Annotated in this window: 26 protein-coding genes; 16 read left to right on the forward strand and 10 right to left on the reverse strand. The window is 68.2% G+C overall.

From position 1 onward, the window contains the following. Positions 1-146 precede the first annotated feature (146 nt). The 3 genes from ADK36_RS14760 (at position 147) to ADK36_RS50155 (ending at position 3,112) form a co-directional block, all read left to right on the forward strand. Complete coding sequence (locus tag ADK36_RS14760) at positions 147-629, forward strand: hypothetical protein (protein WP_234329765.1); 483 nt, start codon at positions 147-149, stop codon at positions 627-629. Between the two features lie 90 nt (positions 630-719). Further along, complete coding sequence (locus ADK36_RS14765) at positions 720-1,451, forward strand: hypothetical protein (RefSeq protein WP_159391155.1); 732 nt, start codon at positions 720-722, stop codon at positions 1,449-1,451. A gap of 497 nt (positions 1,452-1,948) precedes the next feature. After that, positions 1,949-3,112, forward strand: coding sequence for a TIGR02391 family protein (locus tag ADK36_RS50155; protein ID WP_234329766.1), 1,164 nt, complete (start codon positions 1,949-1,951; stop codon positions 3,110-3,112). 513 nt (positions 3,113-3,625) lie between these two features. Here the strand turns inward: ADK36_RS50155 and ADK36_RS14775 are convergent. Beyond that, positions 3,626-4,090, reverse strand: coding sequence for a hypothetical protein (locus ADK36_RS14775; protein ID WP_048585428.1), 465 nt, complete (start codon positions 4,088-4,090; stop codon positions 3,626-3,628). A 283-nt stretch (positions 4,091-4,373) separates the two neighbouring features. Here ADK36_RS14775 and ADK36_RS14780 point away from each other — a divergent pair, with 283 nt between their 5' ends. Further along, on the forward strand, positions 4,374-4,997 hold the full coding sequence (locus ADK36_RS14780) for a DUF6000 family protein (protein ID WP_048585427.1): 624 nt from the start codon (positions 4,374-4,376) through the stop codon (positions 4,995-4,997). Between the two features lie 214 nt (positions 4,998-5,211). Here ADK36_RS14780 and ADK36_RS48855 read toward each other — a convergent pair whose 3' ends face one another. After that, complete coding sequence (locus tag ADK36_RS48855; protein ID WP_159029292.1) at positions 5,212-5,541, reverse strand: hypothetical protein; 330 nt, start codon at positions 5,539-5,541, stop codon at positions 5,212-5,214. After that, positions 5,541-6,023, reverse strand: a complete 483-nt coding sequence (locus ADK36_RS14785) for a hypothetical protein (protein WP_159029291.1) — start codon at positions 6,021-6,023, stop codon at positions 5,541-5,543. Before ADK36_RS14785 ends, ADK36_RS48855 begins: the two co-directional genes overlap by 1 nt. A gap of 256 nt (positions 6,024-6,279) precedes the next feature. Here ADK36_RS14785 and ADK36_RS14790 point away from each other — a divergent pair, with 256 nt between their 5' ends. Both ADK36_RS14790 and ADK36_RS14795 read left to right on the forward strand, forming a co-directional pair. Continuing rightward, entirely contained in the window at positions 6,280-7,365 is a 1,086-nt protein-coding gene (locus tag ADK36_RS14790; protein WP_425315349.1) for a tyrosine-type recombinase/integrase, read from the forward strand. A gap of 378 nt (positions 7,366-7,743) precedes the next feature. Next, positions 7,744-7,923, forward strand: a complete 180-nt coding sequence (locus ADK36_RS14795; protein ID WP_048585425.1) for a hypothetical protein — start codon at positions 7,744-7,746, stop codon at positions 7,921-7,923. Positions 7,924-8,023: 100 nt separating this feature from the next. Here ADK36_RS14795 and ADK36_RS14800 read toward each other — a convergent pair whose 3' ends face one another. Then, entirely contained in the window at positions 8,024-8,785 is a 762-nt protein-coding gene (locus ADK36_RS14800) for a phosphoglyceromutase (RefSeq protein ID WP_030050298.1), read from the reverse strand. Between the two features lie 200 nt (positions 8,786-8,985). Here ADK36_RS14800 and ADK36_RS14805 point away from each other — a divergent pair, with 200 nt between their 5' ends. Continuing rightward, on the forward strand, positions 8,986-10,263 hold the full coding sequence (locus ADK36_RS14805) for an MDR family MFS transporter (protein WP_053197843.1): 1,278 nt from the start codon (positions 8,986-8,988) through the stop codon (positions 10,261-10,263). Between the two features lie 179 nt (positions 10,264-10,442). On the opposite strand, the gene ADK36_RS14810 is transcribed toward ADK36_RS14805, so the two are convergent. Next, a complete protein-coding gene (locus ADK36_RS14810; RefSeq protein WP_053197845.1) occupies positions 10,443-10,871 on the reverse strand; it encodes a DUF2000 domain-containing protein in 429 nt (142 codons plus the stop codon). Between the two features lie 49 nt (positions 10,872-10,920). On the opposite strand from ADK36_RS14810, the gene ADK36_RS14815 reads away from it, so the two are divergent. Further along, complete coding sequence (locus ADK36_RS14815) at positions 10,921-11,730, forward strand: helix-turn-helix transcriptional regulator (RefSeq protein WP_053197847.1); 810 nt, start codon at positions 10,921-10,923, stop codon at positions 11,728-11,730. Between the two features lie 19 nt (positions 11,731-11,749). Here the strand turns inward: ADK36_RS14815 and ADK36_RS14820 are convergent, their stop codons facing one another. Together ADK36_RS14820 and mshA are read right to left on the reverse strand one after the other, a co-directional pair. Next, entirely contained in the window at positions 11,750-12,262 is a 513-nt protein-coding gene (locus ADK36_RS14820; protein ID WP_048585421.1) for a YbjN domain-containing protein, read from the reverse strand. Further along, the gene (gene mshA, locus ADK36_RS14825; protein ID WP_048585420.1) at positions 12,255-13,595 is read right to left on the reverse strand and encodes a D-inositol-3-phosphate glycosyltransferase; all 1,341 of its coding nucleotides are present in this window, start codon (positions 13,593-13,595) and stop codon (positions 12,255-12,257) included. The genes ADK36_RS14820 and mshA overlap by 8 nt, the downstream gene beginning before the upstream one ends. A 241-nt stretch (positions 13,596-13,836) precedes the next feature. Here mshA and ADK36_RS14830 point away from each other — a divergent pair, with 241 nt between their 5' ends. The 3 genes from ADK36_RS14830 (at position 13,837) to ADK36_RS14840 (ending at position 17,487) form a co-directional block, all read left to right on the forward strand. Then, a complete protein-coding gene (locus ADK36_RS14830) occupies positions 13,837-14,655 on the forward strand; it encodes a class I SAM-dependent methyltransferase (RefSeq protein WP_199830179.1) in 819 nt (272 codons plus the stop codon). A gap of 173 nt (positions 14,656-14,828) precedes the next feature. Next, complete coding sequence (locus tag ADK36_RS14835) at positions 14,829-15,902, forward strand: C40 family peptidase (RefSeq protein ID WP_053197849.1); 1,074 nt, start codon at positions 14,829-14,831, stop codon at positions 15,900-15,902. Between the two features lie 283 nt (positions 15,903-16,185). Beyond that, positions 16,186-17,487: a PP2C family protein-serine/threonine phosphatase gene (locus ADK36_RS14840; protein WP_048585418.1), complete on the forward strand. Its 1,302-nt coding sequence runs from the start codon at positions 16,186-16,188 to the stop codon at positions 17,485-17,487. 159 nt (positions 17,488-17,646) lie between these two features. Here the strand turns inward: ADK36_RS14840 and ADK36_RS14845 are convergent, their stop codons facing one another. The 3 genes from ADK36_RS14845 to ADK36_RS14855 form a co-directional block, all read right to left on the reverse strand. Then, complete coding sequence (locus tag ADK36_RS14845; protein WP_030052179.1) at positions 17,647-17,979, reverse strand: DUF2516 family protein; 333 nt, start codon at positions 17,977-17,979, stop codon at positions 17,647-17,649. Positions 17,980-18,141: 162 nt separating this feature from the next. After that, complete coding sequence (locus ADK36_RS14850) at positions 18,142-18,855, reverse strand: hypothetical protein (RefSeq protein ID WP_048585417.1); 714 nt, start codon at positions 18,853-18,855, stop codon at positions 18,142-18,144. 119 nt (positions 18,856-18,974) lie between these two features. Beyond that, positions 18,975-19,655 carry a helix-turn-helix domain-containing protein gene (locus ADK36_RS14855; protein ID WP_053197851.1) on the reverse strand — a complete coding sequence of 227 codons (681 nt, stop codon included), beginning with the start codon at positions 19,653-19,655 and terminating at the stop codon, positions 18,975-18,977. Between the two features lie 260 nt (positions 19,656-19,915). Here ADK36_RS14855 and ADK36_RS14860 point away from each other — a divergent pair, with 260 nt between their 5' ends. The 5 genes from ADK36_RS14860 to ADK36_RS14875 are packed head-to-tail and all read left to right on the forward strand — an operon-like array spanning position 19,916 to position 24,689. Further along, positions 19,916-20,698 carry a TnsA-like heteromeric transposase endonuclease subunit gene (locus tag ADK36_RS14860; RefSeq protein ID WP_053197852.1) on the forward strand — a complete coding sequence of 261 codons (783 nt, stop codon included), beginning with the start codon at positions 19,916-19,918 and terminating at the stop codon, positions 20,696-20,698. Beyond that, positions 20,664-22,748, forward strand: coding sequence for a Mu transposase C-terminal domain-containing protein (locus ADK36_RS14865; RefSeq protein ID WP_078942740.1), 2,085 nt, complete (start codon positions 20,664-20,666; stop codon positions 22,746-22,748). The genes ADK36_RS14860 and ADK36_RS14865 overlap by 35 nt, the downstream gene beginning before the upstream one ends. Further along, positions 22,739-23,626, forward strand: a complete 888-nt coding sequence (locus ADK36_RS14870; protein WP_338060781.1) for a TniB family NTP-binding protein — start codon at positions 22,739-22,741, stop codon at positions 23,624-23,626. Before ADK36_RS14865 ends, ADK36_RS14870 begins: the two co-directional genes overlap by 10 nt. Next, complete coding sequence (locus ADK36_RS51220) at positions 23,623-23,775, forward strand: hypothetical protein (RefSeq protein ID WP_338060782.1); 153 nt, start codon at positions 23,623-23,625, stop codon at positions 23,773-23,775. The genes ADK36_RS14870 and ADK36_RS51220 overlap by 4 nt, the downstream gene beginning before the upstream one ends. Further along, positions 23,775-24,689, forward strand: a complete 915-nt coding sequence (locus ADK36_RS14875; protein WP_048585414.1) for a hypothetical protein — start codon at positions 23,775-23,777, stop codon at positions 24,687-24,689. The genes ADK36_RS51220 and ADK36_RS14875 overlap by 1 nt, the downstream gene beginning before the upstream one ends. Positions 24,690-24,718: the final 29 nt, after the last annotated feature.

The raw sequence follows: 24,718 nt of genomic DNA on the forward strand, positions 1-24,718 counted from the left end.
GGACGGGGGCGGGGGTAGAGACGGGGGCGGGGGTAGAGACGCGGGCGGGGGAAAGGGACGGGGCAGGGCCCTTGGTCAGGTTGTGGATCTCCAGGGGTGACCTTCAGGCGTAACAACTCTGTGGCGGTTGCACAGAGTCCTGCCTGATGATCGAGCCCATGGATGCTGTCGTTCAGCGAGTGCGGACGTCGTGGACGAAGAGGTCGCGCGGCGGCCCTGAAGCTGCCCGGAGGAACGCCGCCCCGACGGCCTTCCCGCTGCCTGAGCGCCTGAGTTGTGCGCTGCACGAGGTTGCCATGGGGGAGTCCGATTCCTTCGAACCGCGTATGCGGGTGGGGGATCTGTCGGCCCCCGGGACAGTCCTCCGCGAGGTCGACGGGCTGCTGCGCGTGGATCCACCAGAGGTGACCATGTTCGGTATGCCTCGACGCAACCGGCGTCCGCCTGCTGTTCGTCTGGCTCCCGGCGAGTGGCTGCAGTGGCAGATCAACTACCGGTTCGTCGGCAGTTGTGGCGGGGACTGGTCCTATCGGTTGGATACGTTCAACATCCTCTACGGCCCTGCGGAGCGCGACGTGTTCCTCAGAGTGTCGACACGGCGTGTGGATGAGCGTCGTTCTCTCCGCTGAACTCCGCGGTATCTGAGCGCTCTTGGGCCCTTGCAGGCGTGAGTATGTGTACTCATGTGCGCAGTTGTCAGCATCCTGCAGGGTGCGTGCATGCGATCGATATCTCTCCCCAAGCCTGCGCTGGTGGCCGCCCTGGGCTGCGTGCTCCTTTCCGGCTGCGTACTCCTGTCCGGCTGCGGCACTCAGAACGCCACCGCCGATCAGACCCCCGCAGGCGAAGCCGTCCCGTCGGCAACCCCGCTGGGGGCTTCACCGAGCGCCGGCGATCCGGAGCTACGGTTCCTTGAGTTGATGAGACGGATCCTGCAAGGCTGCGCTCCGGACGCCCCCGACGGCAGCGGTGGCGCGCCCAAGCCCGAGGACCTGCCGGGTTACGAGGGTGAGCCCACACCGAGGTACGGGCCGGGCGAGACCCCGCCGTCTGTTCCGGGCGACGAGGCGGATACACCGGTTCCCGCCGACTCCACCGGGCCCAGGCCGGTCAAGGAAGTACCGCTGACCGGTGCCGAGAAGTGCAACGGCAGCGAGCACGCAGAGCGCGTCAGCGGGGCGTTCAAGAACACGAGGACATCCGCCTGCGAGGCGATACACCGGAAGCTGACAGATCTTGACTACCCGGCATCACGGATCCACCAGATGCCGGACCACGCGGGCGCGCCCCGCGCCAGGCTCGACTTGCGCCTGATGGGCGGCCACTTGGCCTTGGAGATCACCGGCACCGGCAACGGGGTGATCGTCGAAGCGTTCGGGGCTCCGGAGACGGAGGACGTCAAGGTGACCGATGTGAGGCGGAAGCAGCAGCTGGACGCGCCTACGTCCTGACCGGGTCGCACGGGTCGACAGCGGCAAGGGGCAACGACAAGCCCCCCACCGGCGAAGAATCCGCAGGCAGGGGGTTTGATCAGTCAGGGGTGCCCGGCTACTTCTTCTTGCCCTGGGTCTAGCCGGGGATTTTGGTGACCTGTGTTTTCCCTGTTCAGGGACGGTGGGTTTGTGTGCCTGGTGGTCGTCGTTGGTCATCTTCGGCCCCTGTTCAGCGGCCTCGGACGGCCCAGAGACGGCCCAGCGTTGCCGCGCTTGCCTGAGGGGGGGACCTCTCGATGCGTCCCCAGTCTGGCTCTGTGCCAGGTGGTGGGAGACCGCAAGCCGTGCACAGAGCAGGGGGTCTGATGTACGCGAGGGAATACGCCGCCACCCCGTAGCAGCACGGCCCGCAGTGCACGATGCTCGTGATCAGCTGCACCAAAACCCCAACCGACGAGGCAAGGCACGGTAGTAGCCTGCGGGAATCGCTCAAACTAGGACGCCGGGGGCAGCACGTGATCGTTCGGACCATCGCGCCAGAGGGTATGCCGCGCCCGACGGGAGATGAGGGCCACGTCCTCCTCGACGCGATCTGGGCGTACTTCAGCGAGCACCGTCGCTGGCCGGTTTTCGACGACATCGACCGCACGTTGTACGCGCAAGGCCTGCAGTTCGAGGAGGTCGTACAGCAGCTGTGTCCTGCACTGCTGCTCGGAGTTGCCTCCGACCTCTCGCAGTTGCCGCAGGGCTCACAGGATCTGGCCCTGACCATCGCTGGCGCTGCGAACTGCACCGGCACCGGACTGGCCATCGACCAATTCATCAAGATGGTGCAGACAGCGGCCGACATGGAGCCTGCCTGGCTGCCCGCGGACCGCGGTGATCTGCCATGGATGCAGCCCGGAGACATTGGGTGCCGCCTCCCGACGAGCCTGAGGGCCGAGATACTCCTCGCGGAGGCCGCGTTTACCGCCGCCGCGATCGGGATGCGTGAAACCTGCTTCCGTGGTGGAAGCATCAACCGGGAGCAGTTGGACTGGTCGCTCAACTTCGACCGGGGCATCCGGCCGTTCGCTGACGTGCAGCGGCTGGAGGACTACTGGCGCATTCGCGAGCAGGTGTTGGGGCCCGAGCGGACCGAGGTCGACAATCGGCCCTTCTCGATTCAGGGCGCGTCGCACAACCTGGCGGCTTGGTCGCCAGAAACGCCAGCCATCCCGGCCCCTGCCGAGGAGTCACCGAAGCCGCTGACGGTCGAGTGCGTCCTGCACCCCCTGATTGCGGAGGTCGCTGCCGAGCGGTACGCCCGAGGCTCCTACAACGACGCGGTGATGAGTGCATACAGGGCAGTGGAGTACCGCATACAGCGGCTGCTCGGCAGCCATGTGGTCGGCATGCCGCTGATGAGCGATGCGCTGGCGGGCAATCCACCGAGGATCAAGGTGACCCGGTCTACAAGCCCAGGCTCGCTGGACAGCGAGCGGAAGGGCATGCACTTCTTGTTCATGGGTGCTGTGGGCGCACTGCGCAACCCTCGGGCTCATGGTCCGGACGAGGCGGACGACCGCGACGAGGCCGACGAAATGTTGGCGTTCGCCAGCTTCCTCATGCGGCGCCTCGACATCGAGGAGGCGGAACGCCAGAAGGCCGCCGAGGTGGAGGCCCAGTCGGCGCAGTGATCACGCACCAACTCGTTAGAAGCGCGACCACCGATTTCGGAGAGTGGCTGGGTGATCTGCGGGCTGAGCTGCGACTTCGCGGACCGAGGAAGCAGGCGGCTACTCGACCGCGAGGCACCGGTGTTGACCGTGACTGACCCTGCATCTGGCACGGTTGTGGCACGAACCCCAGCCAACGGCAGTCAGCCACGACGGCGGGTGCGCCGAGCGACCAGGCGCGCGTGTGTCTCGCTGCACCCCTACGGGCCTCAGCCACGCTATCGGGCTTTTTGTCGAGCAGAGTAAGCGGCTACGGCCGGCCCGCGACGACGATCAGAGCCCTCAGCTGGGGAAGCTGCGGTCACCTGGTGCTGGTTCGGGCGCTGACCTGCGTGAACGATCGGGATGGGTCCTAACTGGGCCGGGCTGCTTTCACCGTGATTCCCCGCTGTTCCCCGCCTCATCTGGTGCGCTTATGGTGCGGCGCACGGCTCTGACGGGCTGTCCCTACGTGCAGACGTGTTGGCAGGCGCATCAAAGGTGGCGCTTGGACGCTCTGACCAGTCGGCTGATGTCGTCGCGGGTCTTCACCCTTCGCTGGTCCAGTTCGGTCCTGCTGTCTGTCTTGGGCAGGGCTGTGACGTCCGCGAGTACAGCTTCTGCCGCCTCGCTCAAGGCGTCGTCATCGGTGAGCATCTGAACTCGGAACAGGGCTTCTTGGGCGTTGGAGCGCAGGTCGTAGGCGCGGACTCGCACCACGCTGGGGTCCTCGTGTGGTGGTTGTTCGTGTTCGCAGAACCAGAGATGCACCAGGCAGCGGCGGTAGTTGATGAGTGCGCCGGCGTAGGCGGAGTAAGCATCGAGTCGCTCCTGCCGGAGCCTCTCATGGCGGGTGAACTGATGCCCCTTGTCGGTGGTGCGCTGCTGAAACGCCAGGGTGAGCCCCGAGCCGAGCAGGGTCCCCAGAACGGCTATGGCACTGGCGATGATGGTCTCCACACCCAAAGCTGATCACGTATCGCCGACTGGGCGCAGTACCCGCTCTGCGCTCCCGCCAACACGCTTTCCAACTGTGGTGGTGGGGAGCTGGGCGGTGTGCAGGGGCGTTCACCTGCGTTCATGGGCGGCTGGCGGCCGGTACGGAGACGGCTTCGAGTCTCGCCTGAACGGCCGTGAACGGGGCTGAATGAGACGGAAACTGAGACGGATGGTCACGCAGCGCTGAGGGGCCCGACCTGCCAATTTACTGGTCTGACAGCTTCGCCCATACGAGGATGCTGCCATGCGCCGCGCAGACGAAGAGGAAGAGCCCCTCAAGTTGATCCGCCGCTACGTCACGCCCGACCGGCGGTACCTCAAACTGGGCGGCAGCCTCCTCGGGATGAGCGAACGTGACCGAACCAAGTTCCTCCGGAAGCTGGGCCAGGCTGCCGGTGAGATCAGTCCTCGTGAACTGGACACGCTGCTTGACCGAGGGTGGCGTGAGCGCACGACGGCAGCCTGGCTCGTCGCCGTGGCCGGCAGATCCGAGTTCCGGGATCGTCTCGGCGAACTCCTGCTCGCCAGTGAAGGGCCCTACGCGGGGCAGGCGTACTGCGTCGCTCTGGCCGTCTTCGGAACCCGGGCTGATGCTGACCTCTTGGTCGCTTACCTCGACCGCTACCTGCGTCGCCCCGACCTCTACTACGACCAGACGGCCGCCCTCGGCGCGCTCCTGTTGCTCGACGCCAACCTCGGTGCTGACTACGCGGCCCGTTTCCTTGCACCTGAAGGACTCTGGCAGCAGTGGATCGACGGGCCGCCTAGCAAGGACCGCGAGGCCCCAGACCGCTATCGCGAATTCATCGGCGAGCTCTGCGCTTTCGCTGATGAGGCTGCCGAGTTCTGCCCCGACAGGCTGACATGAGTCCCTCGCCGAGGGTGGTCACCACCATCGCCCAGCGCGTTGTGCCCTCAGCTTGGGAAGCTGCGGTCATTTGAGGGCGGCTCGGGCGCTGACCTGGGCGAAAGCCCAGATTGCACCCTCCTTACGCTGAGCCGCTTTCACCGTGATTTCCCGCTTTTCCCCGCTCTATCTGGTGCGCTTGTGGTGCAGCGGAGGGCCAAGGGCACGAGCGTCCTTACTCAGCCACATCGTCGGTTCGCATAAGAGGCACCGTGGGTGTGCTGCTGCCCTGTTCCTGCGACGCTGGCGGCATCTCATTCTCGATGATTCTCCTTAGTTCAGCGAACTGATCGCTAGTAAGGAGCTGGGCATCGGAAATATTGATCACCCGCCCATTGCCTTCAATCGTGATGTTTGTCCTCTGGTCTCTGACAGATGCGAAGCGTGCCTCCTCGGCCTCGCGCCGTGATCGGCTGGCAATTCGCAGGGTGAAATAGGCGAACGCTGCAGCCAAGACGGAGCCAGTGGCTGCTCCCACCACGGCAATGAAATCAGTAGCTTCCATCACTCTTCCACCTCAGCGAGCACGGTGCTAGCACCTGTAGTGATTAGGGTGATCGCGAAGAACCAGAGCGAAAGTTCCGCCATGACATCGCGACGCACTTCAGGGTCATTCGCAGCGTTCGGAGCCACCGCGTCTGCATACAGGAATGACGTCAGAAAGAACAGGCCGATGTTCGTGAACGTCAAAATGGCATGGAGGAAACGATGTTTGTTGCTCTTCTTCATGAAGGATTGCCCAACTGCCGCCGCAGTTAGACCAGCAGACACGATATAGAGCTCACCGTGGCTAATGAGATCAGAGAACGACCGGTCTCCCTGGCGAGTAGCGTCAATTAAGTAGCCAGCCGCAATTGGGAGTACGGCGAAGATGACGCTGAAAAATGCCCAGTGAAGAACCTTCATCCAGGGGTCATGCGCGCTGGTAGTGCCGGCGGCCGTCGCTGCGCCGCTCGTCTGTGGAGTCTCACCGTCTGCGGTTGTCACAGTGATGACCGCGGACGGCTCCCCCGTAGCCGGGTGTGAGCCGCCCGTGGAAGCTTGCGCCGCCTGAGTTGGCGGTGTTGGGCTAGTCATCGATGCCCCCGCACCCTCTGGAACCTAGTCCGAACGTTTGACGCACAAGCGTCCCCCCCCCCATCTCCCTCAAGTCACCTTCAAAGGGCCCTAGTTCAGAGACTGAGGAAGGAGTCTACCCACGGGGCTGACTGCCAACGGGCATCGTTCGGGGCACATACCATCTATGTCGTCACGGTCATTACGGGCGCCTGAACATGGACGCACGCTGGGGCGAGCTTCGGTGCGTGGTGGTGGCGCGGAGATCGGCGTACAGCTTCTCGCTGGCAGGACCGTACCCGAGAGCTGGGTGACCCACGCGCCGGATCCGAATACCCAGGCTTCGATGGAGTCTCAGCTTCGGCTGCACGCCTTTCCGTACCTGGGCTCGCGTCCTCTCGGCTCCTTCCAGCCTGCTCACATACGTGACTGGGTGAGGCAGCTACAGGAGAACGGTGTCCGTGGCTCGTACGCTCGGACGATCTACTCCAACGTGCGAGCAGCTCTGAGCGCGGCCGTGGACGACGGGCACCTTCCCCGTAACCCGTGCGCTGCACGCTCGGTCCGGCCGCCCACCGTGGACAACAAGCGCGTCGTCCCGTGGACAGCGGAACGGGTCTTCGCCGTCCGGGCCGGCATGCCCGAGCGGTACCAAACCATGGTTGACCTGGGCGGCGGTTGCGGGCTTCGTCAGGGCGAGATCCTGGGCGTCGCCGTCGATGCCATCGACTTCGCGGCGAACACGCTCCACGTGGTCCAGCAGCTGAAGCTGAGCCGCAGCAAGCCCGTGTTCGCCCCGCCCAAGGGCGGCAAGCTGCGGGACGTACCGCTTCCCGGGCCGGTCGCCGATGCGCTCCGGGAGCACATGAAGCGGTTCCCGCCGGTCGAGATCACCTTGCCGTGGAAGGTGGCAGACGGGCCTCCGGTGACCAAGCGACTGATCTTCACCGGGCCGCGTGGTGGGCACGTCTGGCGGACTTCCCTCGACGGGGAGGTCTGGAAGCGTGCGCTGGCCTCGGCCGGGGTGATCCCCGAGCGCAAGCCGGGTGGGTCGTACGCCGAGTCCCGCGAGAACGGCATGCACGCCCTCCGCCACTTCTATGCCTCGGTGCTCCTGGACGCCGGGGAGAACATCAAGGCCCTCGCCGAGTACCTCGGTCACTCAGACCCGGGCCTGACGCTCCGCGTCTACGCGCACCTCATGCCGTCCAGCCAGGAGCGCACGCGAAATGCGGTCGCTCACGCATACGAAGAATTTAGGCACAGAATCTGAGCATCGCTGGTTTCCGGGGCTCTAAAAGAGAGCCTCCGATGCCGCATTCCCCACCTGGTTTGCAATCTTGCAAGCGAGCAAGATTTGGGGGTTACAACCCGGTGCAAGATTGCACATCCAGGGACAGAGAGTCTTCCTCGACAGGCAGAGTCCTCGCTGTTCAAGCCGCTGAACAAACCATCCAACTCACGGAACGCCACGACCTTCGACTTTTCTACTGTGGAAGTAGAATCCATCTCCTAGCTGCGCGTTTGTCCTGCGAAGCACAACTGTGAAAAAGTCTCGCCACATGCGAATGCCGCCCGGCCAGGGGCGGCATTCGTTTCCATTTCCGCGTTCGGAAGCCGTAACAAGAAACCGAGCACAGAAGGAGGCCTCATGGTCCCACGCCTGAGTGTCACCGTCGACATCTCCCCGCGAGACCTGCCACTCCCACTCATCGGCGTAGCCGGCGGTGCCCTCGCCCTCTGGGCCGACGCTCCCCCCGAGATCGCCCTCCCCGTTGCCCTACTGATCGTCCTCGACATCCGCGTCCACCGCTGGCGTCGCCCCACCTGACGGCCCGATCCAGCAGCTGACGGCCCAGAGACGGCCCCAGCACAGCAACAAGGCCCCTACCCGTGGAGAAACCGCAGGTAGGGGCCTTGATCAGTTCCGGTTACTTCTTCTTGCCCTGGTTCTTGACCGCCTCAATAGCCGCCGCAGCAGCCTCCGGGTCCAGGTACTTCCCTCCCGGGGTCACCGGGTTGAAGTCGGCGTCGAGCTCGTAGTAGAGCGGGATGCCCGTCGGGATGTTCAGGCCCGCGATGTCGGCGTCGGAGATGCCGTCGAGGTGCTTGACCAGGGCGCGGAGGCTGTTGCCGTGGGCGGCGACGAGGACCGTCCGGCCGGTCAGGAGGTCGGGGACGATGCCGTCGTACCAGTACGGGAGCATGCGGACGACGACGTCCTTCAGGCACTCCGTGCGGGGGCGCAGCTCCGGGGGGATGGAGGAGTAGCGCGGGTCGGACGCCTGGGAGAACTCCGAGTCGTCCTGGAGCGGGGGCGGCGGGGTGTCGTAGGAGCGGCGCCACAGCATGAACTGCTCCTCGCCGAACTCGGCGAGGGTCTGGGCCTTGTCCTTGCCCTGGAGGGCGCCGTAGTGGCGCTCGTTCAGGCGCCACGAGCGGTGGACCGGGATCCAGTGGCGGTCGGCGGACTCCAGCGCGAGCTGCGCGGTGCGGATCGCGCGCTTCTGGAGGGACGTGTGGACCACGTCGGGGAGGAGGTCGGCGTCCTTCAGGAGCTCGCCGCCGCGGACTGCCTCCTTCTCGCCCTTCTCGTTGAGGTTGACGTCCACCCAGCCGGTGAACAGGTTCTTCGCGTTCCATTCGCTCTCGCCGTGGCGGAGGAGGATCAGCTTGTACGGTGCGTCGGCCATGCGTCTGAGCGTAATCCAAGGCTTTGGCCGGGTGCGCCCCCCGCCCGAAGAGCGGACGGTTGACGGGATCTGTTAATTGAGTGGCCTCGTCGAGCTCCACGCTTGTAAGTTGCGTATGCCGCATTGGGTTCTTACATCCGTGCATGCGTCAGTGCTTACGTCCGTGCTTCATCTGCGCTTACATCCGTGGGGGATCCTCCATGCCCGTCGCCGCCCTGAGACGTGCCACCCGAGAGACCGTCTCCGGGCTCCCCCGCGAGTTCTGGTGGCTGTGGACCAGCACGCTGGTGAACCGGCTGGGGGCGTTCGTCGCCACGTTCATGGCCCTTTACCTCACCCTCGACCGTGGGTACTCCGCCACCTACGCCGGTCTCGTCGCCGCCCTCCACGGGCTCGGTGGCGTGATCTCCTCCCTCGGTGCCGGCGTCATGACCGACCGGCTCGGGCGGCGACCCACTCTGCTCGTCGCCCAGGCGTCCACCGCGGTCTCCGTCGCACTGCTCGGGTTCATGCACCACCCCGTCGCCATCGCCGCCGTCGCCTTCCTGGTGGGTGCGGCCTCCAACGCCTCCCGGCCCGCCGTGCAGGCGATGGTGGCCGACATCGTGCGGCCCGAGGACCGGGTGCGCGCGTTCTCCCTCAACTACTGGGCCATCAACCTCGGGTTCGCCGTCTCCTCCATGGCCGCCGGGTTCATCGCCGAGGTCAGTTACCTCTCCGGGTTCCTGATCGAGGCGGGGATGACGGCCGTCTGCGCGGTCGTGGTGTTCGTGAAGCTGCCGGAGTCACAGCCCCGGCACACCCGTACGGAGAAGGGCGGTGACGAGGTCCGGCTCGGGACGGTGCTGCGCGACCGGCGCTTCATGGGCGTCGTGGGGCTGTCCTTCCTCGTCGCCCTCGTCTTTCAGCAGGGGTCGGTGGGGCTGCCGGTGGCCATGGGCGAGGCCGGGTTCTCGCCCGCCGACTACGGCCTCGCCATCGCCGTCAACGGCGTACTGATCGTCGCGCTCCAGATCCCGGTCACCCGGTTCATCGAGCGCCGGGACACCCGCCGGATCCTCGTCGTCTCGGCCCTGCTCGTCGGCTACGGCTTCGGGCTCACCGCGTTCGCCGGGTCGGTCGGCGTCTTCGCGCTGACGGTGTGCGTGTGGACGCTGGGCGAGATGCTGAACGCGCCCACGCAGACCGGGCTCGTGGTGCGGCTGTCGCCCGCGCACGGTCGGGGGCGCTATCAGGGCATGAACACCATGTCCTGGTCGGTGGCGGCCCTCGTCGCGCCCCTGATGTCCGGCCTCGTCATCGACCGGTTCGGTGCGGAATGGCTGTGGGGGCTGTGTGCCGTGATCGGGACGGTGGCGGCGGTCGGGTACGGCGCCCTGATGCGCCACCTGCCGGCGCAGGAGCCCGCCGCCGACGGAACCCCGGCCGGGACGAAGCCTGAGACGACCGCGGCGAAGCCCGAGGGCAGCCCTGCCTGACGGGCCGACGGGCCGACGGGCCGACGGGCCGACGGGCTGGCGGGGCGACGGGCCTGACAGGCCGACGCGCCTGACAGGCCGACGCGCCTGACGGGCCGACGCGCCTCGCGGGGGCGCCGCCCCGTGCACCGGCCATCCGCCCGCGGCCCCGCGGCCCCGCCCCTCCCCCCTCCGCCCCCTCAGGGATGCATCCGCGCCCCCTTCATCACCTTGTCCACCGCGTTCCTCGGCCCATACACCGCGATCCCCACCAGATCCAGCCCGTCCGTCGACACGGCCCGCACCGCTGCCCGGTTGTCGCGGTCGTTGCCCGTGGTGAAGAGGTCGGAGGTGAACAGCGCGCGCGGCAGGGCGCGGGACAGCACGCGCGCGTGGGCCGTCGTCAGGGTCTCCTTCGTGCCCTCGAAGACCAGCACGGGCTGGCGGAACATCGGCAGGTAGCCGACGCCGTCCGCGTCCTCGTAGGGGTCGCCGATCACCTCGGGGAGCTGGGTGCCCAGGCCGCTGACCAGGAACGCCGTGACGTTCAGCCGTTGCCAGATCTCCAGGTCCTCGCGCAGCAGGACGGCGATCTTGGTGTCGAAACGAACAGGTGCCTCATCGCTCATGCGTCGAGACTGGCGGTCGCCGTACGACCGCGTCTTGTACGTTCTTTGCATGGCCGCCGCTCGGAACCGCCAGGAAGTCTCCGCGTGGCGCCCCTCCGTACCGGGCGTCACCGAGGTCTTCCACGCCCACTTCACCGAGTACGCCTATCCGATGCATGTGCACGAGGCGTGGACGCTGCTCATCGTGGACGACGGGGCCGTACGGTACGACCTCGACCGGCACGAGCACGGCACCCCGCACGACACCGTGTCCCTGCTGCCGCCGCACGTCCCGCACAACGGCTCCCCCGCCACCCCGCACGGCTTCCGCAAGCGTGTGCTGTATCTGGACAGCAGCCGGCTCGGCGAGGACCTGATCGGCCGGGCCGTGGACTCCCCCGACCTCCGCGACCCCGTACTGCGGCTGCGCGTCGGCCAGTTGCACACCGCTCTCGCGCACCCCGGTGACGAACTGGAGGCGGACAGCAGGCTGACCCTCATCGGGGACCGGCTGCGCGCGCATCTGCGGCCCGACGCCGTCACGGACGACATACCGCGGCGCGACCCCGCCCTCGCCCGTCGGCTGCGCGAGCTGCTCGACGAGCGCGTCGTGCGGGGCCTCGCCCTCGACGAGGCGACCGGGCTGCTGCACGCCCATCCCGCCCATCTCGTACGGTCGTTCAGCACCGCCTACGGCATCGCCCCGCACCAGTACCTGATGTCCCGCCGGGTCGATCGCGCCCGGCGGCTGCTCCTGGAAGGCCGGTCGCCGGCCGAGGTGGCCACCGCTACCGGCTTCTACGACCAGTCCCATCTCACCCGCCACTTCCGGAAGCTGGTGGGGGTGCCGCCGGGGCGCTATCGCGACAGCGCGCGCTGAGCGTCGTACGGGCCTGAATTCAGTCGGCCGGACGCTGGGTCAGATGAGCGAACGCGTCCAGGTTGCGCGTCGACTCGCCGCGCGCCACCCGCCACTCGTACTCCTTGCGGATCGCGGAGGCGAACCCGAGCTCCAGGAGGGTGTTGAAGGCGCCGTCCGCCGCCTCCAGGACCTGGCCGAGGAGGCGGTCGATCTCGTCGGGGGTGACGGCCGAGAGGGGCAGCTTGGCGGTGACGTAGATGTCGCCGAGCCGGTCGACGGCGTAACTCACGCCGTACAGCTTGAGATTGCGCTCCAGGAGCCAGCGGTGGACGCCGGGCTCGTTCTCGTCGGGGTGGCGGATGACGAAGGCGTTGAGCGAGAGGGAGTGGCGGCCGACGAGGAGGGAGACCGTCGTCGACAGCTTGCGGGTGCCGGGGAGCTTGACGACGTAGTTTCCGGGGGCGGGCGTCTCCCAGTCGAGGTCGGCGTCCTTCAGGGCTCCCTCAAGCACCTGCGCGGCGACCTGCGTCGCCTTCTGTGCGTCAGCCATGGTGGGAGCGTACGCGACGCCTGTGGGCCTGGGTCGCTGCCGTGTAGACGTCCGCCGTGGCGGCGGCCGCGGTGTCCCAGCCGAAGGACTGGGCGTGCCGGGCCGCGGCCTCGCCCATCCGCGGGGCGAGGTGCGGGTCGTCGGCGAAGGCGTGGAGCACGCGCGCGTAGTCGGCCGGATTGTGGCCCTGGACCAGGAAGCCGGTACGGCCGTCGCGGACCGCCACCGGCAGGCCGCCCACCGCCGCAGCGAGGACGGGTGTGCCGGCCGCCTGTGCCTCTATGGCCACCAGGCCGAAGGATTCGCTGTACGACGGCATGACCAGCACGGATGCCGCGCGGAACCAGTCCGCGAGCTGCTCCTGGCCGACGGGTGGGCGGAACCGTACGACATCCGCGATGCCCAGGCGGGCGGCCAGCTTCTGGAGGCCTTCGGGCTTGGCCATGCCGCTGCCGCTGGGGCCGCCGACGATCGGCACGAGGATGCGGGAGCGGAGGCGGGGGTGCTCGTCCAGCAGGACGGCTACGGCGCGCAGGAGGACGTCCGGCGCCTTCAGGGGCTGGATGCGGCCCGCGAACACGGGGATCAGCGCGTCCTGCGGGAGGCCGAGGCGGGCGCGGGCGGCGGCTCGGCCGTCGGCGGGCGAGAAGCGGGTGAGGTTGACGCCGGGGTGCACCACGGCGACCTTGTCGGGGGTGGCGGCGTAGTGGCGTACGAGTTCGTCCGCTTCTTCGGCCGTGTTGGCGATGAGGCGGTCGGCGGCCGTGACGATCTGGGTCTCGCCGATGACGCGGGCGGCGGGCTCGGGGGTGTCGCCGTCGGCGAGGTTGGCGTTCTTGACCTTGGCCATGGTGTGCATGGCGTGCACCAGGGGGGCGCCCCAGCGCTGGGCTGCCAGCCAGCCGACGTGGCCGGAGAGCCAGTAGTGGGAGTGGACCAGGTCGTAGTAACCGGGGCGGTGGCCGGCCCACGCCTGCATCACGCCGTGCGTGAAGGCGCAGAGCTGGGCGGGGAGGTCCTCCTTGTTGAGGCCCTCGTAGGGGCCGGCGTCGATGTGGCGGACCAGGACGCCGGGGGCCAGCTCGACGACGGGCGGGAGGTCGGCGGCTGTGGTGCGGGTGAAGATCTCGACCTCGATGTTGATCGCGGCGAGGCGCTGCGCGAGCTCGACGATGTAGACGTTCATGCCGCCGGCGTCGCCGGTGCCCGGCTGGTGGAGCGGTGAGGTGTGCACGGAGAGCATGGCGACGCGGCGCGGGCGGCGGTGCGGCAGGCGCAGCCGCGGGTGTGCCGCCGGAGAGCGACGCCCGAGCCTGCTGACGTACTGGCTCACGTGGCGTTCCTCCTTGCTGCGGGCATGCCGGCCGGAGGGTGCGGACGCCCTCCAAGGCGGTCCAACGCCGGAGAGAGGGGTTCCCATTCCGGGCGCGGGGGTTTTTGCCGAGGCATTACCGGGGGTCGCTCAACTGTTCGGGGTGGGGGTGCGTTGGGGGCCTGGGCGTCGGGGGTCGGGCCGGTGCGCCGGTGCGGGTGGCCGGGACGGGGTGTCGGAGCGGGCGCATACCCTCTTGTGCATGACCTCCCGCGCCTTCGCCCGACCTGTGGGCACCGTCACGCGTGGGACCACCAATCCCAATCGGCTGCGCCGGATGGACCGCTGGATCGCCCATACGCATGGTGCTGAGCTGCGGCGGGCCGCCGATCCCGTCGCGGTCGATCTCGGGTACGGCGCCGCTCCCTGGACGGCCGTGGAGTTGCTCGGTCGGCTGCGGTCCGTCGCGCCCCGGGTGCGGGTGGTCGGTGTGGAGATCGAACCGGCGCGGGTGCTGGGCGCGAAGCCGTACGAGCGGGAGGGGCTCGTGTTTCGGCATGGGGGGTTTGAGATTCCCGTGGCTGAGCGGCCGCTGCTCGTGCGGGCGGCCAATGTGCTGCGGCAGTACGAGGAGGGCGAGGTCGGCGGGGTGTGGGAGCGGCTGTGCGCGCGGCTCGCGCCGGCCGATCCGGTGGGCGGTGCCCGTGGGGGGCTGCTTGTCGAGGGGACCTGTGACGAGATCGGGCGGCGGCATGTGTGGGTCGCGCTGGGGCCGGAGGGGCCTCGTACGGTGACGTTTGCCGCTCGGTTGGGGTCGCTGGAGCGGCCGTCGGATCTGGCCGAGCGGCTGCCCAAGGCGCTTATTCATCGCAATGTTCCCGGTGAGGCGGTGCATGCCTTTCTGCGTGACTTCGACCGCGCCTGGGCGGCTGCCGCGCCCTACGCGTCGTACGGCGCCCGTCAGCGGTGGATCCGGGCGGTGCGGGCGCTTGCCGTCGACTGGCCGGTGGTGGACGGGCCGGGGCGGTGGCGGCAGGGGGAAGTGACGGTGCGGTGGGAGGCGTTGGCGCCGTCGGCCTGAGTCGGTGACCTGCGGGGAACGATCTCCGGGAGTTCTTCGTCACAAAGACGGGGAGATCGTCATGACGGGGAGGGAAAGGGGGGAAGCAGACCTCTGTCACTTTCCGCGCCGACGTGGCACGATCCCCCGGAGCTCGTAAGTTACTGACGGGACATCAGTTTGGGGGCAGTGGTATGGGTTCGGGCAAGCACGGCCTGATCGCAGCGGCCGTGACCGTCGTCTGCGCGGTCACCGTTCTGGCGGCACCAGGCACGGCGTTCGCGGCACCTTCCCCCACCCCTAGCCCGAGTGCCTCCTCGTCCACCGTGACCAACCAGGACCTTGAGGCCGTTCGCAAGAAGCTGGAGAAGCTCTACCACGCCGCGGCCGTCGCCACCGACGAGTACAACGCCGCCGAGGAGGCGGCCGAGAAGCAGTCCTCCGAGATCGTCGCGCTGGCGAAGAAGATCGTCGAAGGCCAGGAGAAACTGGCCGAGTTGAAGAAGCGCGCGGGCGCCGCGGCCGCCGCCCAGTATCGCTCCGGCGGGCTGCCCGACGAGGCCCATCTGCTGCTCAGCGACGACCCGCAGGCATTCCTCGACGGCACGGGCCGGGTACTCCAGGGGCAGCGCGCGACCAAGGGGCTGCTGGCGGAAATGACCCGCACCCAGCAGGACTTGGAGCAGTACGCCAAGGACGCCTCCGCCCAGTGGCAGAAGCTGGAGACGGGCCGCAAGGCCAAGGCCACCGCCAAGAAGAAGATCAAGAAGCAGATCGCGGCGGCCGAAAAGCTGGAGTCCCAGCTGGAGGAGGAGGAGAAGGAGCGCCTCGCCAAGCTGGAGGCGCAAGCCGCGCACAAGGCGCAGACCGCCTGGCTGGACTCGGGCATCCTGAAGGACATCAAGGGCAAGGCGTCGGAACAGGGCCGCAAGGCCGTCGAGTACGCCACCGCCCAGCTGGGCAAACCGTACGAATGGGGCGCCGAGGGCCCGGCGACCTACGACTGTTCAGGACTCACGTCACAGGCCTGGGCCAGCGCGGGGAACGGCATTCCGCGGACCTCGCAGGAGCAGTGGAAGCAGCTCAAGCGGATCGACATCGAGGACATGCGCCCCGGCGATCTCATCATCTACAACGACGACGCCAGCCATGTCGCCCTGTACGTCGGCGACGGCGCGATCATCCATGCCCCGCGACCTGGGCGGACGGTGACGGTCGCCGGGGCCGGTTCGATGCCGATCCTCGGGGTGGTTCGACCCGATGCATGAGTGTTGAGGGTGACTTGTGACGGGTGAGCCGTGACTCCCGCCACGTGACCCACCCCACGCCCTGTCGCCCCCAAACGCAGCACCGACGTGACGTTCGTCATCCCTGACCGTCCCCCGCCGTGTCCAACTGCGGTACGGAACGCGGCATATGACAGAGGCCAGCGTCGATGCGGCGTGCTCTACACCATTCCGTTGCGGCGCCGACAACCGCTATGGTCCCCGTCGGTGGATCGAGGACCCTCGTTCCCACCATGCCCTCGGGGGGAGGGAAGGAACTCAGACGATGCCCGTACCCATACCGCGGCAGAGAGCGATCCCGGCCGTGGAGAGTGGTCAGGCGCAGGCCGCGTCCCCAGGCGGCACCTCCACGGAAGAGGCCCCGCGTAAGGAAGCAACGGTCGAGAACACCGCCCACACCAACCTGACGCTGCTGCTGATCGAGGACGATCCCGGCGGCTCCGCGATCGTGCCCGAGCTGCTCGACTCGGCCGGCAAGCCGATCCGCGTGCGCACCGCCCGCAACCTCACCGAGGCCGAGCGGCTGCTCACCGACGACGTCCACTGCATCCTGGTGGACCTCGCGCTGCCCGCGCCCGGCCGGACCGACGACGAGGACGAGCTGGGCGTACTCAAGCACGTCCTGGAGCTCGCGCCCCGGCACGCCGTGCTCGCCCTCACCGCCTCCGGCGACACCGAGCGCGCCGCGGAGGCCGTGCGCGTCGGCGCCCAGGACTACCTCTTCCGGGACGAGCTGGACGGGCGGCTGCTCAGCCGGGCGATCCGGTACGCCGTGGAACGGAAACGTTCCGACACGGCCGAGCGACGACTCGCCGAGGGCCGGATGCGGGCCCAGGAGAACCGTCGTCTGGAGCGCGGTCTGCTGCCGACGCCGCTGCTGGAGGGCTCGTCGCTGCGGTTCGCCGCGCGGTATCGCCCGGGCAGGTCGCGTGCGCTGCTGGGTGGTGACTTCTACGACGTCGTCCGTACCGCGGACGGCACCGTACACGCCATGATCGGCGACGTCTGCGGCCATGGGCCCGACGAGGCGGCGCTCGGCGTGGAGCTGCGGATCGCCTGGCGCGCGCTGACGCTGGCGGGGCTGTGCGGCGATCAGCTGCTGGGCACGTTGCAGCAGGTCCTTGAGCACGAGCGGGCCGACGACGAGATCTTCGCGACGCTGTGCACGGTGGACATCGCGCCGGACGGCCGGCGCGCCGGGCTGTGCCTGGCGGGCCATCCGTCGCCGCTGCTCGCCCGGCCGGGGCGGGCGGCCCGGCTGCTGCCGTACGACAACAACGGGCCCGCGCTCGGGCTGCTGCCCGGGGCTCGGTGGCCCAGGATGCAGGTGGAGCTGGGGCCGGAGTGGTCCCTGATGCTCTACACCGACGGCCTGATCGAGGGGCGCGTCGGTGACGGTCGGGAGCGGCTCGGGCAGGACGGGATGGTGTCCATGGTCCGTCGGCAGCTGTCCGAAGGGCTGCGCGGGGAGGCGCTGCTGCGGGCCGCGGTCAATGAGGTCCGGGACCTCAATGGGGGCGAGTTGGCGGACGACGTGGCGGTGTTGTTGCTCGACCGGACGCTGTGAGCGCGACCACGCGGTGCGGGTCGCGCCGCGTAGCCAGCTGCGGGTTCGTTATGGCTGGTCACACCCACGCGGTGGAGCAGGCGGGCGAGTGCTGCGGTGGAGCCGCGAACTGACACGGCCCCGCGCCGCTGGAAGAGGGCGTTGCCCTACGGGCGCGGATCAGCGGCCGCCGTTCCAGGGGCCGTAAGGGCCGTCGCTGCTGGAGCCCTTTCTGCTGCGGCCGCCGCCCGGCAGGCCCTTGATCGCGGGGCGTACGTCCACCATGTAGACGATCGTCGCGATGAGGCCGATGATCGGCAGGAACGACAGGATGTTGAAGATCAGGTTCACCACGAAGGCGAGCCCGAGGACGATCATCCAGAACGGCTTGGTCTGCTTGTCGGCCGCGCGATAGGCGTCCTCACGGCGGATGGCCGCGTCGATCAGCGCGAAGCCGCTGAAAAGGATCAGGGCCATGCTCAGCAGCCACATGAACCCCGCGAAGCCCTGCATCAGCACAACGTCCACCACCTGGCTCGGCTCGTACCTACGCGGTCACCGTACCCGCAACCGCGGGACCGCTACCCGAACAACGGGCCGAGCACTCGTTAAGTGCCCGGCCCGTGCCTGAGGATCCCGTTTCACCCGCCCGTGTTACTTGGGCGCCGCCTGGCGTTACTTGGCGGGCGGAGTCGTCTTCTTGGCGGTGGTCTTGCGCGCGCCCGTGGCCTTCTTGGCCGGGGCCTTCTTCGCCGCGGCGGCCTCGGCGGCGGGCGCGGTCCCGGCCGGCTTGGCCTCGACCTTGTCCGCCTTGACCGCCTTGTCCTCCTTGACCTCGACCGGCTCGGCCTTCGGCTCGACGGCGATCGCGAGGTCCTCGATCTCCTCGGCCGCCTCGCCGCGCCAGGTCTTCACGGCCTGCTCGCCGTGCTCGGCGACCTTCTCGTAGGTCTCACGGGCCTTCACCGCGTACTCGGCGGCGACGCCGATGGTGCGCAGCGCGATGTCCTGGGCGCTCTCGCCGAACTTCTTCAGATCGGCGTCGAGGTTGCTGCCGAACTTCTTGAAGTCCGCGTCCAGGTTGGTGCCGAGCTTCTTGATGTCGGCGTCCAGGTTGCTGACGAGGTCGTTGACCTTGCTCTGGAAGCTCTCCTGAGCCTCCTTGGCCTTGGCACCTGCCTCCTTGGCACGGGCCGTGGCCTTCTCCTGGACGGCCTTCGGGTCGGTGTTGCGAACGGCCTCGAACCGGGCCGGCGCCTCGGCGCGCAGCTGCTCCACCAGGCCGGGCACCTTCCGGGCCTGCTGAAGGGCCAGGTCGGCGGTGCCGGCCGCGAAGTAGAGCGGGGTCGGGTCGCTGAGGGTCTTACGCAGGTCGTCGGTGATGGCCATGGTGATGGTCCTCCCGGGTTGCTTTGAGGTGAGGGTTTTGGGTCCCGCGGTCGGCCGGACGCCGTGCGCCGACGGAGGTCGTGCGTACGGTCGTGTACGGCAGCTGGTGGTCAGCCGGCCTACTGTTGCGGGTCGATCGGGTTCTCCGGGTCGGCGTCACTGCCGTCGGACGTACGGGTCGTGCGGGTCGGGCGTGTCGTGCGGGTGCTGCTGGTCTTGCGCGTACGGCGCGCGGCGGGCTTGCGGCCACCGTCGGCCGTGCCGTTCGTGCCGTTGGTGCCCTTCTTGCCGTTCGTGCGGGTCGTACGGCTGCGGCGTACGGCGGTGTCGCTTTCGTGCGCGTCCGCCGCGCCGTCGCTCTGCTCGGTGTCCACCGTTTCGTGGCCCGCCGAGACGGCCTCGGCCGCCCGCTGGAGTGCCTCGGCAGCCTCGTCCGCGTCGGGGGATATCCCGAACCCGTTCTCCTTGCGGAAGGATTCGTAGATCTGGAGCAGCACCTGCTTCTGCCGCTCGTTCAGCGTGGGATCGGCGAGTATGACGGCGCGCGTCTCCACCTCGTCCCGGTCCCGCTCGGCGTCGAGGATGCCGGCCCGCACGTACAGCGTCTCGGCGGAGATCCGCAGCGCCTTTGCGACCTGCTGCAGCACCTCCGCGCTCGGCTTGCGCAGCCCGCGCTCGATCTGGCTCAGATACGGATTGGACACCCCGGCGGCATCGGCGAGTTGCCGCAGCGACAGCTGCGCGGTGCGCCGCTGCTCGCGCAGATATTCGCCGAGATTGCCGACGTTGAGCGATGCCATGTCTCCACCTTGCCTCACCGTCGCTAACTATTGCAAGCACCCGCTTGCAAAAGTGCGCCACGCCACGTGTCCTCTGCCCCGAGCGGCAGCTCGTGTCCTGTCTCCGTGATGTCCGGGCAGTCTCGGAGATCTCCGGGAATCCGAGTTGACGTCTCAGTCATCTCCGGGCATTTGGTGGGGTGTCTCGGTCTTCTCCGGGTACGCCGCTCTGGTTGTACCTACGGTCGTTGTGGCTGGTCGGCGTCGTCCCGGAGGCCCGGATGGATGTGAGTGAGGTGGCGGCGGAGGACATCGAGCTGGAGTACGTCAGCGCGGGCGGGGTCCGTGAGCGCGGGCCGCTGGGGCGTCTGTGGTCGGTCCGGTTCGAGTCGGTACGGCCTGAGCGCCGGTTTCCGGCGTTTCGGGGTCAGGGCAACTGGTGCGGCTGGTACTGGTCGGCGACGTGTGGCGGGCATGTGGGCTACGAGTCGTGGCTGGAGCGGGACCGCTTGATGCTGCTCGACTTCGATCCGCTGGTGACGGGCATGGCATCGCAGCCCTTCCGGCTGTCCTGGATTGGGCCGGACGGGAAGCGGGTGCGGCACACGCCGGACTTCTTCGTCCGCCGCGCCGATGGCACGGCCCTGGTGGTGGATGTGCGTCCGGATGAGCGGATCGAGCCGCAGGACGCGGTGAAGTTCGCAGTGACTGCGGCGGCCTGCCAGTCCGTGGGCTGGGACTTCGCACGCGTCGGGGCTCCGGATGCGGTGCTGATGGCGAACGTGCGGTGGCTGGCCGGCTACCGGCATCCGCGGGTACACCGCCCTGAGGTCGCCGGTCGTCTGGTGGACGTGTTCGCTGACGGTTCCGGTCTGCTGGACGGGGCTCGGAGTGTGGGTGATCAGATCGCGGTGCTGCCGGTGCTGTTCCACCTGCTCTGGCGCCGGATTCTGACCGCGGACTTGGAGACCGGGCTGCTGTCGGCGGACACGCGGGTCCGGCTCGGCCTGGTCCGGGAGGGAGGCGGGGATGCCGTCGCGTCCGCGACTGCTGCGAGCGGGTGACCTGGTCCGCTTCGATGGGCGGCTGCACAGGGTCGCCGCGTTGGCGGGGACTGCGGTCCGGCTGGTCGACGAGGGCCAGTCGGCGAGCGTGGTGATGCTGGCCCACCTACTCTCCTCGGACGGCTTCGAGGTGGTCACCCCGGCCTCGGTGCGGACGGTGGTCCCACCGGCTGGAGCACTGGAAGGGCTCCCGGCCAAAGCAGTTGAGCGGGCCGAGTGGTGGCAGCGGCACCTGGTGGAGATGCTCACCGGCCGGCCACTGGACGATCCGCATGGGCCGGTGAAACCCGAGTACGACCCAGCGGTCTGGTCCCTGCGGCAGCGGGAACTGGCGAAGGCTGGGGAGCTGGCGGCGACGGGGACGGCGGTGTCGCTCACCGTGCTGCAAGACATGCGGGCCCGGTTCGAGCGGGAGGGGGTGCTGGGCCTGGTCGACCCGCGGCTGCGGAGCGTCTCGGACGGCACGGGCCGCACCGACCGGCGGGTGGTCGAGGCCTTACGGAAGGTCGTGGATGAGCAGACAGACCGGTCCACGGTTTCCGCGCAGGTGCTGCGTCGCCGAATGGAACGCCTCCTGGAAGCCGAACACGGGCCCGGAGTGGTGCAACTGCCGTCGCGGGCAACGTTCTACCGGCTGCTGAAGCCGGTCACGTCCGGGCGGCACACGCTGGGCTCGGCCCGCACCCGCCGCTCGCTGGCCAAGCAGCCGGACGGCATGTTCGGCCAGCTCACCGCGGCCCGGCCGGGCGAGGTGATGGAGATCGACTCGACTCCGCTGGATGTGTTGGTCGTTCACCACGACGGCACGGTGGACACCGTCGAACTCACCGGCATCGTCGACATCGCCACCCGCACGCTGGCCGCGGCGGTGCTGCGGCCCTCGACGAAGGCGGTGGACGCCGCACTGCTGCTGGCGCGGGCGATGACGCCGGAACCCATGCGGCCAGGCTGGTCCGACGCCCTGCGGATGTCCCGTTCGGTGCTGCCGCACGCCTCGCTCACGGCGCTCGACGAACGGCTCGCCCAGGCGGCGGCCGTTCCCGTGATCACGCCGGAGACGATCGTCTGCGACCGGGGCAAGGCCTACATCTCCGACACCTTCCGCTCGGCCTGCCAGTCTCTGGGCATCTCCTTCCAGCCAGCCCACCCCGATACCCCGACCGACAAGCCGCATGTCGAGCGAACGCTGGAATCGGTGGCCACGATGTTCGTCCAGCACCTTCCCGGCCACAAGGGACGCAGCACCGAACACCGCGGCGCCCATCCAGCCACGGAGGCAATCTGGACGATCCACCAGCTCCAAGAACTGCTGCAGGAATGGATCGTCCACTGGCAGAACCGGCCGCACGACGGGCTCCGCGATCCGCTGATGCCCGGCAAGGCCTTGAGTCCGAACGAGAAGTACGCCGCCCTGGTCGCCGCGGCCGGACACGTTCCGGTCGCCCTCAGCCCGGAGGAATACATCGAGTTGCTGCCCCGGTGTCGGCGGGCGATCAACTCCTACGGCATCCGTCTTGGCCATCGCACCTACGACAGCATCGAGTTGGACCCGTTCCGCCGCCAGCCGTCCGGCATCGGCCCGTCCAGGCGGAGCTGGGAGATCCACTACGACCCCTACGACATCTCCCGCATCTGGGTACGCGACCACGGCGGCAGCGGCTGGATCACCGCGGTCTGGCGGCACCTGCGCACCGCCCCGACTCCCATGGGCGAGTTGGCCTGGGATCACGCCCGCCGCGTCCTGGCCCGACGTGGCACGGATCCGGCGACCGAGGACGAGATCGCCCAGGCCGCCGTCGCTCTGCTGGACCGGGCCGCCGACGGCCCGGAGGACAAACCCCAGAAGCCGCCCGGCACATCGCGCCGCAGCCGCCGGGATCGCAAGGTAGCCGCCCGCACCCGGGCGACCGCCGAACCTTCCTGGCCCCGCCCTGACGAACCGGCTGAAGAGCCCGCTGCCGAGCCGGTGGAGTCGGACGAGGACGAACTCGCCGACGTGATCCCGCTGGAGATCTTCGATGCACGCAAGGAGGCCCAGAAATGGTGGTGAACGTCGAGGACTCAGCTGGGGAGGGGCCGCAGGACAGTTGGACTGATCCCTCGACACGGCTGGAGGGCTGGCGGCGTTTCGTCGAAGCCGACCCGGCCGTCCTCGATCTGCTGCCCGAACAGCAGTGGGAGGCGCTGTCGCCGCAGCTGCGTGATGCCTATGACGAGGCTCGCATCGCCTATCACTCCGAACTCCAGGTCGTGCGGACGTCCACGGTCAAGGAGATCGCCCACGAGGGGCGGTTACTGACCCTGCTCAACCAGCGTGAGCACGGCGCCCGCCGCGGGATGATCGTCTCCGGTCAGTGGACGACCGGGAAGACCACCGCGCTCAAACAACTCGGCCGCACCCACGAACTCCGTGTCCGGCAGCGTTATCCGGACAGCGACCGCATCCCGGTCGTCTACATCACCGCCCCGCCCAAGGGCTCGCCGCGAAAACTAGCCCTGGAGTTCGCCCGGTTCCTCGGACTGCCTGTGATCAGCCCGCGGCACAACACCACGGACGTCACCAGCGCCGTCTGCCAGGTGATGATCGAGGCACGAACCGACCTGGTCCTGGTCGACGAGATCCACCTGCTCAACCACGCGACCACCGCCGGCGAAGACCTTTCCGACCACCTGAAGTACTTCACCGAGCACCTGCCCGCGACATTCGTCTATGCCGGCATCAACGTCGAGAAGTCCGGGCTGTTCACCGGCCTCCGAGGCAAACAGTTGGCCGGCCGCTGCATCATGGTCCGCACCGGCGCCTTTCCCCTAACCCCGAGTGGCAGTCACTGGTCGCCTCCCTGGAGAACACCCTCCGCCTGCACCGGCACCAAGCGGGCAGTCTGGTCAAGCAGTCGAAATACCTGCATCAGCGAACCGGCGGCATGATCGGAAGTCTCTCCCATCTGATCCGGGCAGCCGCGATTTCCGCCATCCTCGACGGCAGCGAACGCATCACCAAAGCCGCCCTGCGAAGCATCCGCATCGACCACAACAGCGAATCAGACGGCCCGCCAGAGCCGCGCAGGGCAGCCTGATGAGCCCGCGGTTCGAACCCGTCGTCTTCCGCCCGCTGCCACGGCCCCTCAAGCCGTTCCCGCAGGAAACCGAGTCCTCGTTCCTGAACAGACTGGCCACGGCGAACGCGATCCCCGTTCAGCGTCTGCGGCAGCCGTCCCGCTGGCTGACCTCCCGTCTGGATCCGATCGACCAGCTCAGCGTCCTGAGCGGGCAGCCCCGCACCGTGTTCCAGTACGCCATCCCGCGCTGGGAGAACAAATCGTGGAACGTCTCGAACGGGCCTCTCGCACTCACTCCTCGTTGGGCATGCCGCCGCTGCGTCGCCCGCAGGACCGGCAACCCGCAACAGGACGTCATGGTCTGGATGTCGAAACACCACGACCAAGTCTGCATCCCCCACCGTCTCTGGATCGGCCGGGCAGTCGAAAACACCGCCCGCCAACTGGACCTCACCGACCTGCCTGAGGTCGTCCAGGCTCAGCGACGGCACTACCGGCTGCTCCGCCGCCGCGGACCAGCCACCATCGCCGCCTGCTACGAACACTGTTCCGCGTTCTGGCACAGCCTGTTCCAGCGGGGTTACCGCCTGAGCGATCGAGCCGAACGACTCCGCAGGCTGTCCCCGAACGACCGCCAGGTCCGTCCTTGGGAACCACAGCGATACGCCGCGGTCTATCCGGAGATCGTTGAGGCCATGTCGCTCTATGCGTCCCCGCACTGGCGCAGCCTCGCACTCTTCCGCGAGAGATTTGAGCTGTTCAGGGCAGAGTTCAACAGGCGTCTTCCCCAGGAGAGTGCGCTTCGCACCACGGCCAGGCAATGGTTCCTCACTGAGCTGATACGAACCGCCCTGCGCATCGAGCGATCCATAGAAGCTGCCGAACTCAAGGTGATCGTCGCCCACCATCAGCATGAGGCAAGTACGCCTTGACAATTCCAAACTGTCAAGGCGTACTTGCC

Source organism: Streptomyces viridochromogenes (assembly GCF_001270495.1).
In the GTDB taxonomy this organism is placed as follows: domain Bacteria; phylum Actinomycetota; class Actinomycetes; order Streptomycetales; family Streptomycetaceae; genus Streptomyces; species Streptomyces viridochromogenes_A.

Excerpts from the sequence above, each read along its gene's own strand:
- ADK36_RS14760 (WP_234329765.1), top strand. The coding sequence starts at position 147 with ATGATCGAGCCCATGGATGCTGTCGTTCAGCGAGTGCGGACGTCGTGG.
- ADK36_RS14765 (WP_159391155.1), top strand. The coding sequence starts at position 720 with ATGCGATCGATATCTCTCCCCAAGCCTGCGCTGGTGGCCGCCCTGGGC.
- ADK36_RS14780 (WP_048585427.1), top strand. The coding sequence starts at position 4,374 with ATGCGCCGCGCAGACGAAGAGGAAGAGCCCCTCAAGTTGATCCGCCGC.
- ADK36_RS48855 (WP_159029292.1), bottom strand. The coding sequence starts at position 5,541 with ATGGAAGCTACTGATTTCATTGCCGTGGTGGGAGCAGCCACTGGCTCC.
- ADK36_RS14790 (WP_425315349.1), top strand. The coding sequence starts at position 6,280 with ATGTCGTCACGGTCATTACGGGCGCCTGAACATGGACGCACGCTGGGG.
- ADK36_RS14795 (WP_048585425.1), top strand. The coding sequence starts at position 7,744 with ATGGTCCCACGCCTGAGTGTCACCGTCGACATCTCCCCGCGAGACCTG.
- ADK36_RS14800 (WP_030050298.1), bottom strand. The coding sequence starts at position 8,785 with ATGGCCGACGCACCGTACAAGCTGATCCTCCTCCGCCACGGCGAGAGC.
- ADK36_RS14805 (WP_053197843.1), top strand. The coding sequence starts at position 8,986 with ATGCCCGTCGCCGCCCTGAGACGTGCCACCCGAGAGACCGTCTCCGGG.
- ADK36_RS14810 (WP_053197845.1), bottom strand. The coding sequence starts at position 10,871 with ATGAGCGATGAGGCACCTGTTCGTTTCGACACCAAGATCGCCGTCCTG.
- ADK36_RS14815 (WP_053197847.1), top strand. The coding sequence starts at position 10,921 with ATGGCCGCCGCTCGGAACCGCCAGGAAGTCTCCGCGTGGCGCCCCTCC.
- ADK36_RS14820 (WP_048585421.1), bottom strand. The coding sequence starts at position 12,262 with ATGGCTGACGCACAGAAGGCGACGCAGGTCGCCGCGCAGGTGCTTGAG.
- ADK36_RS14830 (WP_199830179.1), top strand. The coding sequence starts at position 13,837 with ATGACCTCCCGCGCCTTCGCCCGACCTGTGGGCACCGTCACGCGTGGG.
- ADK36_RS14835 (WP_053197849.1), top strand. The coding sequence starts at position 14,829 with ATGGGTTCGGGCAAGCACGGCCTGATCGCAGCGGCCGTGACCGTCGTC.
- ADK36_RS14840 (WP_048585418.1), top strand. The coding sequence starts at position 16,186 with ATGCCCGTACCCATACCGCGGCAGAGAGCGATCCCGGCCGTGGAGAGT.
- ADK36_RS14845 (WP_030052179.1), bottom strand. The coding sequence starts at position 17,979 with ATGCAGGGCTTCGCGGGGTTCATGTGGCTGCTGAGCATGGCCCTGATC.
- ADK36_RS14850 (WP_048585417.1), bottom strand. The coding sequence starts at position 18,855 with ATGGCCATCACCGACGACCTGCGTAAGACCCTCAGCGACCCGACCCCG.
- ADK36_RS14855 (WP_053197851.1), bottom strand. The coding sequence starts at position 19,655 with ATGGCATCGCTCAACGTCGGCAATCTCGGCGAATATCTGCGCGAGCAG.
- ADK36_RS14860 (WP_053197852.1), top strand. The coding sequence starts at position 19,916 with ATGGATGTGAGTGAGGTGGCGGCGGAGGACATCGAGCTGGAGTACGTC.
- ADK36_RS14865 (WP_078942740.1), top strand. The coding sequence starts at position 20,664 with ATGCCGTCGCGTCCGCGACTGCTGCGAGCGGGTGACCTGGTCCGCTTC.
- ADK36_RS14870 (WP_338060781.1), top strand. The coding sequence starts at position 22,739 with ATGGTGGTGAACGTCGAGGACTCAGCTGGGGAGGGGCCGCAGGACAGT.
- ADK36_RS51220 (WP_338060782.1), top strand. The coding sequence starts at position 23,623 with ATGATCGGAAGTCTCTCCCATCTGATCCGGGCAGCCGCGATTTCCGCC.
- ADK36_RS14875 (WP_048585414.1), top strand. The coding sequence starts at position 23,775 with ATGAGCCCGCGGTTCGAACCCGTCGTCTTCCGCCCGCTGCCACGGCCC.